Consider the following 12,829-nt stretch of genomic DNA (forward strand, 5'->3'; position numbering starts at 1 on the left):
GGCGGATTTCACTGCATCGCGCCGGGCTGGGCCGCCTCGGCCGCCAGTCCGCCGGGAATACCGAAATCGACCAGCTGCACATACTCGATGCGCGACAGATCGACGATGGGCGTCACCCGCGTCTCCCCATCATGGGTGGCGGCGACGATGCCCACCGGCAGGCCAGCGGGGAACAGCCCGCCGTGGCCGGAGGTGAACACGCGCTCACCCACCGTCGGCTCCACCCCGCGCGGGATGTACATCAGCCGCGGCTGGTCGGAGTTGTCGCCCGACAGCATGGCGCGCTGGCGCGTGGTTTCCAGCACCACCGGGATGCGGGCGTTCAGGTCGGTGACCAGCAGGATGCGGGACGACCATTCGCCCACCTGCACCACGCGGCCGATGACGCCCTGGCCGGCCATGGCGGCCTGGCCCCGGCGCACGCCGTCGCGCTGCCCCGCCATCACCACCAGGGTACGGACGAAGGCACCGCCGGGATCGGCGATGACACGGGCGGTGATGTAGGAGGCCGCAGGGTCGGGCTTGTAGGCCAGCAGGCCGCGCAGGGAGTTGTTCTCGGCCTCAAGCCGCAGGGCCGTCTGCTGCCACTGCCGCAGGCGGGCGTTGTCCTCGCGCAGGCGCTCATTCTCGGCATAGACGGAACTGAGCTGGCGGGCGGATTCCAGCACGCTGGCCACGGCCCCGGCGGGGCGGGCGATGAAACCCAGGATGGGGGCGAAGGCGTCGGTGACACGGGCGCGGGCGCTGTCGATGAACACCGGGTCGACCCGGGCCATCATCATCAGCCCGATGGCGGCCAGCACCATCAGCAGGAACGAGAATCGCTGTAGCAGCGCCCTCATGGGTGCCGCGATCCTGAGAGCGGTGCCGCCGCTGCGCGTCTTCACAGGCAGTCCCCATCCCGCTACAGGAAGCCGGCACCCGTTTCGTCACGACAACTTTCGTTACGAAAGCGCACCGGTCCCTACCCAACATACCCAGGACGCCATGTGGGCGTCCCGGGGGCCTTGGTCAATACATGCTGATCAGCACGTTACGCAGGGTCTTCATCTCTTCCAGCGCACGGCCGGTACCCAGTGCCACGCAGGACAGCGGATCGTCGGCGATGGACACCGGCAACCCGGTCGCATGACGCAGCACGAAATCCAAATTGGACAGCAGGGCGCCGCCGCCGGTCAGCACGATGCCCTTGTCCACGATGTCGGCGGCCAGTTCCGGAGCCGTATGCTCCAACGCCACCTTCACCGCTTCAATGATCTGGCTCACGGGTTCCGCCAAACTCTCGGCGATCTGGCGTTCGCTGATGATGAGTTCCTTGGGAACCCCGTTCATCAGGTCGCGGCCCTTTATCTCCATCACCCGGCCCTCACCGTCTTCCGGCGGGCAAGCGGACCCGATTTCCTTCTTGATGCGCTCGGCCGAGCCTTCGCCCACCAGAAGGTTATGGTTGCGACGGATGTAGCCAATGATGGCCTCATCCATCTTGTCGCCGCCCACGCGGACGGAGCGGGAATAGACGATGCCGCCCAGCGACAGGACGGCCACCTCGGTGGTGCCGCCACCGATGTCCACCACCATGCTGCCCGTCGGTTCCGTCACCGGCAGGCCGGCGCCGATGGCGGCGGCCATGGGTTCCTCGATCAGGAAGACCCGGCGCGCACCGGCAGCCTCGGCCGATTCCTGGATGGCCCGGCGCTCAACGGCGGTGGAGCCCGACGGCACGCAGATGATGACCTGCGGGCTGGCGAAGCTGCGACGGTTGTGCACCTTGCGGATGAAATGCTTGATCATTTCTTCCGCAACTTCGAAGTCGGCGATGACGCCATCGCGCAACGGACGGATGGCCTGAATGTTGCCCGGCGTGCGGCCAAGCATCAGCTTGGCCTCGTCACCGACAGCCAAGACCTGCTTCTTGCCGCGCACGTTCGCAATCGCGACGACGGACGGTTCGTTCAGGACAATACCGCGACCCTTGACGTAGACCAGCGTATTGGCCGTGCCGAGGTCGATCGCCATATCGGCGGAGAAAATGCCAAGCAAGTTCGTAGGACATCGGTTAGTGGGTTGCGGGAAGTGGCCCTGCGTACCGTGCCGCTTCGCTAAGGAAGCGACCATCGCACCGCCATAGGGGTTGCATAGAACAGAATCGCTAGGCCGCTCAAGCCTAGAAAGGCCAAGGGTCGCCGATTTTTCGCAGCACGGCATTGCGACGCGGGTCACGGGCGCGGTTCCGGGCCAGCCGGGCACCCACCCCGCTCATCCAGCCCGCCGCCGCAACTTTCGGACGCGCAACGACGGCGGTATCACGGCCCCCTTCCCGCACCACCGGGGTGGGTGGGCGGGACTCGGGGCAAACGCCCGGTTAATGGAAGGGACTCAAGCACTCAGCGTGGCCGGTGCCGTCTTCTGCCGCTTCACCAGCAGCTTGTTCAGCGCGTGCAGGTAGGCCCGGCAGGAGGAGACCAGGGTGTCGGCGTCAGCCCCCTGGCCGTTGACGGTCTTGCCGCCCTCCTCCAGGCGCACGGTCACCTCCGCCTGGGCGTCGGTGCCGGCGGTGACGGCGTGCACCTGGTACAGCTGCAACCGCGCCTCGTGCGGGAACACCTGCTTGATGGCGTTGAAGACGGCATCCACCGGGCCGTTGCCGAAGCTGACCACCGGCGGCACCGGCTGGCCGCCCACCGTCACCTCCAGCACCGCGTGCTGCGGCCCGCGCGAGCCCGCGACCACCTGCAGGGAGACGAACTGGATGTGGTCGTGCTGCCGGCCGACCTCATCATCGATCAGGGCGATGATGTCCTCGTCGAACACGTCCTTCTTGCGGTCGGCCAGATCCTTGAAGCGGCGGAACGCCTCGTTCACCGCGTTGTCGCCCATGTCCTCATAGCCCAGCTCCTTCAGCTTGGCGCGGAAGGCGGCGCGGCCGGAATGCTTGCCCATCACCAGGGTGGACCGGTTCAGGCCCACCGATTCCGGGGTCATGATCTCATAGGTGCCGGCGTGCTTCAGCATGCCGTCCTGGTGGATGCCCGACTCATGCGCGAAGGCGTTGGCGCCGACGATGGCCTTGTTGGGCTGCACCACGAAGCCGGTGATGGTGGACACCAGGCGCGAGGCGCGGGTGATGGCCTCGGTCTTGATGCCGGTCTTGTACGGCAGGGTGTTGGCGCGGGTGCGTAGCGCCATCACGATCTCTTCCAATGCCGCGTTGCCCGCGCGCTCGCCCAGGCCGTTGATGGTGCATTCCACCTGGCGGGCACCACCGGCGACACCGGCCAGCGAGTTGGCGACGGCCAGGCCCAGATCGTTATGGCAATGGACGGAGAAGATGGCCTGGTCGCTGTTGGGCGTCTTTTCCCGCACGGCGCGGATCAGGGCGCCGTATTCCTCCGGCACGGCGTAGCCCACCGTGTCGGGAATGTTGATGGTGGTGGCGCCGGCCTTGATGGCGGTTTCCACGCAGCGGCACAGGAAATCCAACTCGGTGCGCGAGCCATCTTCGGCCGACCACTCCACGTCATCGACATGGCCCCGCGCCAGGGTCACGCTGTCCCAGATGGCCTGCACGACCCTGTCCGGCTCCATCTGCAGCTTGTACTTCATGTGCAGCGGGCTGGTGGAAATGAAGGTGTGGATGCGCTTGCGGGCCGCGCCCTTCAGCGCTTCCGCCGCGCGTTCGATATCGTTGCGGTGGGCGCGGGCCAAGCCGGCGATGGTGGCGTTGCGCACCACGCGGCCGACCTCGCGCACCGCCTCGAAATCGCCATTGGAGGCGGCGGGGAAGCCGGCCTCGATCACATCCACGCCCATTTCCTCCAGGGTCTGGGCGATGCGGATCTTCTCTTCCAGGTTCATCGAGGCGCCGGGCGACTGTTCGCCGTCGCGCAGGGTGGTGTCGAAAATGATGACGCGGTCGGAAGCGTTGCTCATGGCGGAAATCCTGCGGCTGCCGTTCCGCCGGGGCTGGTCGCCGCCGAAGCCGGAACGGATCGTGTGACGGTCCTAAAGACAGGCATGCCAGCCGCCAAGGGCTGGGCTTTCCCCCCGATCGCGAACGATCAGGGGCCGATAAGCGGAAGAAGGCGACGCAGGGCCGGGCCGCGACGGCGGACGTCGCGGGCGGGGATCAAGCCGAAACGGATCGTCGGACCGATCACTTTGGGGCTGTCCTGCGGTTGCGTGCGGCCGCTTCCCGATGCGGGGGGAAACCGACCCATCTGACTTCTCTAAACCCCGGCCGCCATTCCTGGCAACGCCTATTTGGTCGTTTATTGCCAACGGGCCGGCACGGTCGACAGAACCGCAAAGAAAAAGGCCGGCACCTCACGGGGCCGGCCTTGATCTTGTTTCGCGCGCCCTCAGGTGCCGGGCGGGCGCATCCGCACCCTTGGGCTATCCTCGGTTTCCAGTCCGCTACGCTTCCCAGAAACCTGCGGCGGACGCGGTCGCGTCCTTGTCGCCACGCTCCAAAGAGCGGACCGGCACCGAGGGTGCAAGGCCGCTTAGTTGCGGGCCTTGTCGACCAGCTTGTTGCTGGCGATCCAGGGCATCATGGCGCGCAGCTTGGCGCCCACGTCCTCGATCGGGTGTTCGGCCTGGCGACGGCGGGTGGCCTTGAAGCTGGGCTGGCCAGCCTTGTTCTCCAGCATCCAGTCGCGGGTGAAGCGGCCGGACTGGATGTCATCCAGCACGCGCTTCATCTCGGCCTTGGTCTCATCGGTGACGATGCGCGGACCGGTGACGTAGTCGCCGTATTCCGCGGTGTTGGAGATGGAGTAGCGCATGTTGGCGATGCCGCCTTCGTAGATCAGGTCCACGATCAGCTTCACTTCGTGCAGGCACTCGAAGTAGGCCATCTCAGGGGCGTAGCCCGCCTCGACCAGGGTCTCGAAACCGGCCTGGATCAGCTTGGTCAGGCCGCCGCACAGCACGGCCTGCTCACCGAACAGGTCGGTCTCGCACTCTTCCTTGAAGGTGGTCTCGATGACGCCCGAGCGGCCGCCGCCAACGGCGGAGGCGTAGGACAGCGCCACTTCCAGGGCGTTGCCCGAGGCGTTCTGGTGCACGGCCACCAGGCAGGGGACGCCGCCGCCCTTCTGGTATTCGCCACGCACGGTGTGGCCGGGTCCCTTCGGGGCGATCATGAACACGTCCAGGTCCGGGCGCGGCTCGATCAGGCGGAAGTGCACGTTCAGGCCGTGGCCGAAGGCGATGGCCGCACCCTGGCGCAGGTTGGCGGCCAGCTCATCGCGGTACAGGTCGGCCTGCAGCTCATCCGGCGTCAGGATCATGACGACGTCGGCCCAGGCGGCGGCCTCGGCCGGGGTGACGACCTTGAAGCCGGCGGCCTCGGCCTTCTTGATCGTGGCCGAGCCGGCGCGCAGCGCCACCACGATATCCTTCACGCCGCTGTCACGCAGGTTCAGGGCATGGGCGTGGCCCTGGCTGCCGTAGCCGACGATGGCGACCTTCTTGCCCTTGATCAGGTTAACGTCGGCATCACGATCATAATAAACGCGCATGGTCTTGGCCTTTTGTTGCTGTGCCCCCAAACCCGGGGGCCCCATCTTTAAGAATGCGCCCTTCCCGCCGGGGAAGGACGGTTGATTGAAAACGGTTCAGATGCCGCCGGGGCCGCGGGACATGGCCACCACGCCGGTGCGCGACACGCCCACCAGGCCCAGCTCGCTCATCAAACCGATGAAGCGGTCCAGATCCTCACCCTGCCCCGTGACCTCGAACACGAAGCTGGTGATGGTGGCGTCCACCACCCGGGCCTTGAAGACATCGGCCAGGCGCAGGGCCTCCACCCGCTTCTCACCCGTGCCGGACACCTTCACCAGGGCGGTCTCCCGCTCCACGAAGGGGCCTTCCAGGGTCAGGTCGTGCACGCGGTGCACCGGCACCAGGCGACCCAGCTGCGCCTTGATCTGCTCGATGATCATGGGCGTGCCGCTGGTGACGATGGTGATGCGCGACAGGGTGGCGTCGCGGTCGACCTCCGCCACCGTCAGGCTTTCGATGTTGTAGCCACGGCCGGAGAACAGGCCGATGACGCGGGCGAGCACGCCCGGCTCATTATCCACCAGGATGGAGATGGTGTGGCGCTCGATGGCGGGGCCGGCGGCTTTGTTCAGGGCGTTCACGATTGGGGGCTCCGGTCGGACGAAACGGGGAAGAAGGCGGCGGGCAGGACGGTCACGGCGCTCACACCAGCACCATGCCGTCTTCCGGCGTCGCGTTCTCCACCTTCTCATCCGGGCCCAGCAGCATCTCATTATGGGCGCGGCCGCCGGGGATCATGGGGAAGCAGTTTTCCTTCTGGTCCACGCACATGTCGACGATGACCGGCCGCTTGACCTTGATCATCTCGGCGATGACGTCGTCAACCTCGCTCACCTGGTTCGCCCGCAGGCCCACGCCGCCGAAGGCGTCGGCCAGCTTCACGAAGTCGGGCAGCGCCTCGGAATAGCTTTCCGAGTAGCGGCCACCGTGCAGCAGTTCCTGCCACTGGCGGACCATGCCCATGTACTGGTTGTTCAGGATGAAGACCTTGACCGGCAGACGGTACTGCAAGGCCGTGGACATCTCCTGGATGTTCATCTGGATGCTGGCCTCACCGGCGATGTCGATGCACAACGCGTCGGGGTGGGCCACCTGGGCGCCGATGGCGGCCGGCAGGCCATAGCCCATGGTGCCCAGGCCGCCGGAGGTCATCCAGTGGTTGGGCTTGTCGAAGGGCATGAACTGGGCGGCCCACATCTGGTGCTGGCCGACCTCGGTCGTGATGTAGACGTCGTCGCGGCCAGCGATGGCGGCGCGCAGGCGTTCCAACGCGAACTGCGGCTTGATCACCTTGGACGTCTTTTCATACTTCAGGCAGTCGCGTGCCCGCCACGTCTCGATCTGGTCCCACCACTGGGCCAGCGCCGCCTTGTCGGCCTGCTTGCCGCGCGCCTTCCAGATGCGGATCATGTCTTCCAGCACATGGGCGGCATCGCCGATGATGGGCACGTCCACGCGCACGTTCTTGTTGATGCTGGACGGGTCGATATCGACGTGGATCTTGATGGAGTTGGGCGCGAATTCCGACACCTTGCCGGTGACGCGGTCGTCAAACCGGGCGCCGATGCAAACCATGACGTCGCAGCCGTGCATGGCCAGGTTGGCCTCGTACGTGCCGTGCATGCCCAGCATGCCCAGCCACTGCCGGTCCGACGCCGGATAGGCCCCCAGGCCCATCAGGGTGGTGGTGCAGGGATAACCGGTCATGCGCACGAACTGCGTCAGCAGCTGGCTGGCGATGGGGCCGGCGTTGATGACACCGCCGCCGACGTAGAAGATGGGGCGCTTGGCATTGGCCAGCAGTTCCACCGCCTGCTCCACCTTGTTCAGGTCGGGCTTGATCTGCGGGCGGTAGCTCTTGGGCATGCTGTCCGCCGGGCTGCGGTAGCTGCCCTCGGCGAACTGCACGTCCTTGGGGATGTCGATGACGACGGGACCCGGGCGGCCGTTCTTGGCCACGTAAAAGGCCTCGTGCAGGGTGCGCGCCAGGTTGTTGACATCCTTCACCAGGTAGTTGTGCTTGGTGCAGGGGCGGGTGATGCCCGTGGTGTCGCATTCCTGGAAGGCGTCGTTGCCGATCAGGTGGGTGGCGACCTGGCCCGACAGGCAGACGATGGGGATGCTGTCCATCAGGGCGTCGGCCAGGCCGGTGACGGCGTTGGTGGCACCGGGGCCGCTGGTGACCAGGACGACGCCGACCTTGCCGGTGGAGCGCGCATAACCTTCGGCCGCATGCAGGGCCGCCTGTTCATGGCGCACCAGGATGTGGCGGATGTCGTTCTGCTGGAAAAGCGCGTCGTAGATGGGAAGTACCGCACCGCCGGGATAGCCGAAAATGACCTCTACGCCCTGGTCCCGCAACGCCTTCAGGACGATGTCGGCACCGGTCAGACTGGTCTCGTTCGTGGCAGCACTCATTTCCCGAAAATCCTGGTTCAATTAGCCCCGCGAAGCCCGCTCACCGGACCCATGGCTGGGGACACCAATAGCCCCCCTTCGCAGACGCGAAAGGCGGCGGAACGGGACCCTAGACGGAAGTTTATCCAGGGTCAACCCGTTTTGCGAATTATCGCAAAGATTTCGGAGGAAAGACTTTCGATTAATTTCTCATAACCGCTATGCGGATCTGCGCCAGGGTCGACGCGAACCGCATCCGGCATCTGGTTGCGGAACCAGGTGCTCTGGCGTTTGGCGTAATTGCGGGTGTGCCGCTGGGCCAGGGCCACCGCCTCAATCAGCGGCAGGTGGCCGGCGATGTGGGCCGCCAGTTCCGGCACGCCCAGCGCCTTCATGGCCGGCAGGTCGGGATCGAGGCCCAGGTCCAGGAAGGCCCGCACTTCCTCCAGCGCGCCCTGCCCCATCATGGCAACAAAGCGCGCGTCGCCATTGGCGTACAGGCGGTCACGCGGCGGTTCCACCACCAGGGTGTGGAAGGACAGGTCCGCCGGCCCGGTATCGGCGGCGACGCGGTGCCAGTCGCCCAGGGGCCGGCCGGTGGCCACCACCACCTCCCACGCGCGCACCAGGCGCTGGGTGTCACCGGGGGCCAGGCGGGCCGCCCCCTCGGGATCGCGGGCCGCCAGATCCTGGTGGAGGCCCGGGCCACCCAGATGCGCATGCAGGGCCTTGGCCGCCGCCCGCACGTCATCCGGAATCACCGGAACCTCAGCGATGCCGTGCATCAGGGTGCGCAGGTAAAGGCCGGTGCCGCCCACCAGGATGGGCAGGCGGTCACCGCAGCCGCGAATCTCCGCCAGCGCCAGGTCACGCCAATGGGCCGCCGACATGCGCTGCGTCGGCGCCACGGTGCCGTAAAGCCGGTGGGGCGCCTGTGTCAAATCGCCCGGGCCCGGCTGGGCCGTCAGCAGGGCCAGGCCCTGGTAGACCTGCATGCTGTCGGCGTTGATGACCGTGCCCCCCAGGCGCACGGCCAAATCAAGCGCTAGGCGCGACTTGCCCGAGGCCGTCGGCCCCCCAATGACCACAACCGTCCTGGGCGCCCCCTGGGGTACGTTTGTTACAAAACCGGGGTGCGCAACATTGCTGATCGCAGGGGCCGGTTGCCCGACTGCGTCTTGCCTGCCATCGCCGCCGCCCGTATCAAGACCAGCGGAACCCCTTTCAAACCCTTCGGACATGCCATGACCCATGTGGTGACCCTGATCGCCGGCGCCCCCCTGACCCCCGAGGCCGGGGCGCCCGCGACGCTTGACGATAGCATGGTCCGCGCCGCGCGCGCCGCCCTGCAGGCGCTGGGTGCGGAAACGGCGGCCCCCGATTGGCTGGCCGAGGGCAAGGCCTGCGACATCGTCTTTTCCGGCCTGCATGCCGACCAGGCCCAGGCGGCCTGCGCCCAGGCGCTGCTGGGCCAGCCGGTGGACGCCATCACCCAAGGGCTGGAAGGTCGCCGCCGGGCCGTGCTGGTGGCCGACATGGAATCGACCATCATCCACCAGGAAATGCTGGATGAGTTGGGCGGCCTGATCGGCCGGCGCGACACCATCGCGGAGATCACCCGCCGCGCCATGAATGGCGAGATCGACTTCAAGGGCGCGCTGCGCGAGCGCGTGGCCCTGCTGGCCGGCATGGACGCCCAGGTGATCGAGACGATGAAGGGTGCCGTCACCCTGATGCCGGGTGCGCGCGCCCTGGTCGCCACCATGCGCAAGCACGGGTCCTACTGCGCCCTGGTGTCGGGCGGCTTCAAGCCCTTCACCGCTTATGTGCGCGACCTGCTGGGCTTTGACGAGGACCAGGCCAACGACCTGGTGATCGCCGACGGCAAGCTGACCGGCCAGCCGACCGAGCCCATCCTGGACAAGGACGCCAAGGCCGCTGCCCTGACCCGCATCTGCACCCAGCAGCGGGTACCCCTGACCGCCGCCCTGACGGTAGGGGACGGCGCCAACGACCTGCCCATGCTGCTGGCCGCCGGCCTGGGCCTGGCCTTCCACGCCAAGCCCGCCGTGGCGGCCGCGGCCCGCGCCAAAGTCGACCACGCCGACCTGACCGCCCTGTTGTACGTCCAGGGCTATCGCGCGTCGGAGATCGTGGAAGGCTAATGGCCTGCTCGGAATGTCGCTAGGCGATCCCCCCTCATTTGGGCGCGTCGGGGATATTCAAATCGGACCCAAGCAGGAATATCGAAGGTTCCGAAGGGCTCGACAGCACAGCCTCCCCCCCAACATCCAGCTTCCAGGCGTAGGATTTGCCGTCAACCGTCGTCAGTGTCCCCGAAGCCGAACACTGCGTGACCGTGGCCTCTTGCAAGAAGGTCTCATGCGACACCTCCCGAGCCTTCTTCATCCATGCCAGCACAGTGGCGGAGGTTGCTTGGAGGCGCGCGCAGGACTCAACATAATCCCGTCCATCTTGGGGGGAACCGTATGTGCCTGAACGGTCAACGACAATCGACTTGATTTGAATGGTCTTCAATCCGGCTTGTGCTGCCGGCGATGCCAGGAAGAGCGTCGCCGAAGCCATGAGAATGGCTATCTTCACCATTTCGCCGTCTCTGCTTCATGTGGGTTTTTGTAGGACAGCTGAGGATGTCGGTAGACTTCTTGCAAAGGGACTTCAAACTTGAGCCGCAACTCCGAAACAAGCCAAGATAACGACTTGTTTTGTTGGTCCGTGACCGTCTCATAAGGCGCATCATCGCTCTGATCGAGGGGTGCCCCGACGAGTTCTATACCTATGGAATCTTTGTTCTCTGGAAATCGATCAGGAAACGATTTTCCCTTTTCCAGACGATTAATGTCTGCGTGCTTAAATCCAAGCACCAGCTTCGCTTCAACGGGAGAGCATTTGTATTCAATGGCACATCTGGCCTTCAATTGCCCGACATGCCAAAGCAGCCAGGAGGTTGATGCCGTCTGGTAAATTTTCCCATCCTTATCGATGAGGAAATGGGCCCCCTTGGTATCTCCCTTCCCAAATCCATAGCTGTTGAACGTCGACATAATCGTTTTTGCGCCGGTCTGGTGAACAACGATACCGTCGATAATCTCCATGCGCCCGTGATTCAGGCCTGGAAACGGCTTCTTCTCAATGCGGCCATCGACCGCCCAGCCATCCGCATCCAAGATCATCTTCGGATCTCGCAGCCAATTTCATCAGTACGAGAAATAGACCCGGCCAATAACCTAGCAATATCTGCGAAGGTTATAGCTCTTCAGCCGCTATCCCAATTCCTGGAATACGAACAGCGATAGCCCTGGACTCAGGCCCCCGCCCGGTTGATCCGCCGGACCAGCGCCCGGTGGGCCGGCAGGTCGCGGGTGGCGTGCTCGCCATAAGACTGGACGCGGGCGAAGGTCCTGGCGGCGGCATCACCCTGGGGATAGGCACCCCGGGCGGCCGACAGGTCGGTGCGGAAGCCCATGCCGTACAGGATGTACTGGTAATTGAAGAAGGCGAACGCCTCCAGATCCAGCGCGAAGTCAAAGCGGCTGGGCGGGCGGGTGCGCCACTGCCGCAGCAGGTCCGCCAGGTTGGCGGGAATGGTTTCCGGATCCCGGTTGTCGCGCCAGAACGGCTCCTCCCGCCGGCTGAGGCAGTAGTGCAGCTTCAGGAAATTGACGATGTTCTCGAACCGCCGGGTCATCAGCTCGTTGAAACGGGCGGCCGGCGCGTCCCATTGGCCGTCATGGGGGAACAGTTCGGCCAGCATGCCGACGGCCACCTCGATCAGCACCACGCTGGTGGACTCCAGCGGCTCCAGGAAACCGCCGGACAGGCCGATGGCCACGCAGTTCTTCACCCACGGCGTCTCGCGATAGCCTGAGTCGAAGGCGATCTTGCGGGGGGCCGACGCCTCGACGCCGGGGCCGAGATAAGCCCGCAACGTCGCCTCCACCCCCTCGTCCGACAGGTAATCGCTGGAATAGACGCAGCCCACCCCCCGCGCGCCGTCCAGACCGATGTCCCAGGTCCAGCCGGCGGCGTGCGCCGTCGCCACGGTGCAGCTTTCCAGCGGGGCGTCGGGGGCCTCATAAGGCACCTTGCAGGTCAGGGCCCGGTCGGCGAACAGGATGGGCCGCACCGATTTCTGCGGCACACCCAGGGCGCGGCCGATCAGTTCGGCCCGGAAGCCGCTGCAATCCAGGTAGAAATCGGCGGTGAGCACGCCCTGCTCGGCCGTGGTCAGGTGGGCGATGGCGCCGTCCGCGGCCAGGGCCACGTCGGTCACCGTGCCGGACAGGTGGCGCACGCCCAGCTCCCGGGCCCGTTCGCCCAGGACGCGCGCCACCTTGGCGGCGTCGAAATGATAGGCGTAGTTCAGCGGCGCCTCGAAATCCCCCTCATGCCCGTGCTTGGGCGCGCGCTGGGCGTCGGCCACCCGCGGCTGAAAGGTCATGGCCTGGGCGAAAGGCAGGCGCCGGCCCTCCTCCTGCAACAACCAGTAGGGCACCAGGCCCGTGCCCTCGCCGGGGAACGGCGCCTCGAAGGGGTGGAAGAAGCTGTCGGGCGCGCCGGAATCCGGCGCCGTCACCCAATTGTTGAAGCGGATGCCCTGCTTGAAGGTGGCGGCCGTCTCCCGCATGAACCGGGCCTCGTTCAGGCCCAGGAACTGCAGGGTCGTACGGATGGTGGGGAAGGTTCCCTCCCCCACGCCGACGATGCCGATGTCCGGCGATTCCAGCAGGGTGATCTCGATCGGACCGTCCGGGCGCACGCCCAGGTACTTGGCGAGGTAGGCGGCGGCCAGCCAACCGGCCGTGCCGCCGCCTACGATCAGGATGGTCCGCTTAGGTGTCATAAG

11 protein-coding genes are annotated in these 12,829 nt (G+C 66.0%); 1 reads left to right on the forward strand and 10 read right to left on the reverse strand.

What is annotated here, in order from left to right; translation table 11 throughout:
• Positions 1-8: 8 nt before the first annotated feature.
• The 7 genes from mreC to miaA form a co-directional block, all read right to left on the reverse strand.
• Complete coding sequence (mreC, locus tag PW843_17800) at positions 9-887, reverse strand: rod shape-determining protein MreC (GenBank protein ID MDE1148442.1); 879 nt, start codon at positions 885-887, stop codon at positions 9-11.
• A 124-nt stretch (positions 888-1,011) separates the two neighbouring features.
• Positions 1,012-2,040 (reverse strand): rod shape-determining protein, encoded by a 1,029-nt coding sequence (locus PW843_17805; protein MDE1148443.1) that lies wholly within the window; start codon positions 2,038-2,040, stop codon positions 1,012-1,014.
• Positions 2,041-2,376: 336 nt separating this feature from the next.
• Positions 2,377-3,930: a 2-isopropylmalate synthase gene (locus tag PW843_17810; GenBank protein MDE1148444.1), complete on the reverse strand. Its 1,554-nt coding sequence runs from the start codon at positions 3,928-3,930 to the stop codon at positions 2,377-2,379.
• Positions 3,931-4,502: 572 nt separating this feature from the next.
• Positions 4,503-5,567: a ketol-acid reductoisomerase gene (gene ilvC, locus PW843_17815; protein MDE1148445.1), complete on the reverse strand. Its 1,065-nt coding sequence runs from the start codon at positions 5,565-5,567 to the stop codon at positions 4,503-4,505.
• Between the two features lie 51 nt (positions 5,568-5,618).
• The gene (gene ilvN, locus PW843_17820; protein ID MDE1148446.1) at positions 5,619-6,146 is read right to left on the reverse strand and encodes an acetolactate synthase small subunit; all 528 of its coding nucleotides are present in this window, start codon (positions 6,144-6,146) and stop codon (positions 5,619-5,621) included.
• 61 nt (positions 6,147-6,207) lie between these two features.
• Entirely contained in the window at positions 6,208-7,983 is a 1,776-nt protein-coding gene (locus PW843_17825; GenBank protein ID MDE1148447.1) for an acetolactate synthase 3 large subunit, read from the reverse strand.
• 131 nt (positions 7,984-8,114) lie between these two features.
• Positions 8,115-9,050 (reverse strand): tRNA (adenosine(37)-N6)-dimethylallyltransferase MiaA, encoded by a 936-nt coding sequence (gene miaA, locus PW843_17830; protein ID MDE1148448.1) that lies wholly within the window; start codon positions 9,048-9,050, stop codon positions 8,115-8,117.
• 156 nt (positions 9,051-9,206) lie between these two features.
• On the opposite strand from miaA, the gene serB reads away from it, so the two are divergent.
• Positions 9,207-10,127, forward strand: coding sequence for a phosphoserine phosphatase SerB (serB, locus tag PW843_17835; protein ID MDE1148449.1), 921 nt, complete (start codon positions 9,207-9,209; stop codon positions 10,125-10,127).
• A 34-nt stretch (positions 10,128-10,161) separates the two neighbouring features.
• On the opposite strand, the gene PW843_17840 is transcribed toward serB, so the two are convergent.
• The 3 genes from PW843_17840 to PW843_17850 form a co-directional block, all read right to left on the reverse strand.
• A complete protein-coding gene (locus PW843_17840) occupies positions 10,162-10,569 on the reverse strand; it encodes a hypothetical protein (GenBank protein MDE1148450.1) in 408 nt (135 codons plus the stop codon).
• On the reverse strand, positions 10,563-11,156 hold the full coding sequence (locus PW843_17845) for a peptidoglycan recognition family protein (GenBank protein MDE1148451.1): 594 nt from the start codon (positions 11,154-11,156) through the stop codon (positions 10,563-10,565). Before PW843_17845 ends, PW843_17840 begins: the two co-directional genes overlap by 7 nt.
• A gap of 131 nt (positions 11,157-11,287) precedes the next feature.
• On the reverse strand, positions 11,288-12,826 hold the full coding sequence (locus PW843_17850; GenBank protein MDE1148452.1) for a tryptophan 7-halogenase: 1,539 nt from the start codon (positions 12,824-12,826) through the stop codon (positions 11,288-11,290).
• Positions 12,827-12,829: the final 3 nt, after the last annotated feature.

The sequence above is a fragment of the Azospirillaceae bacterium genome (assembly GCA_028283825.1).
In the GTDB taxonomy this organism is placed as follows: Bacteria; Pseudomonadota; Alphaproteobacteria; order Azospirillales; family Azospirillaceae; genus Nitrospirillum.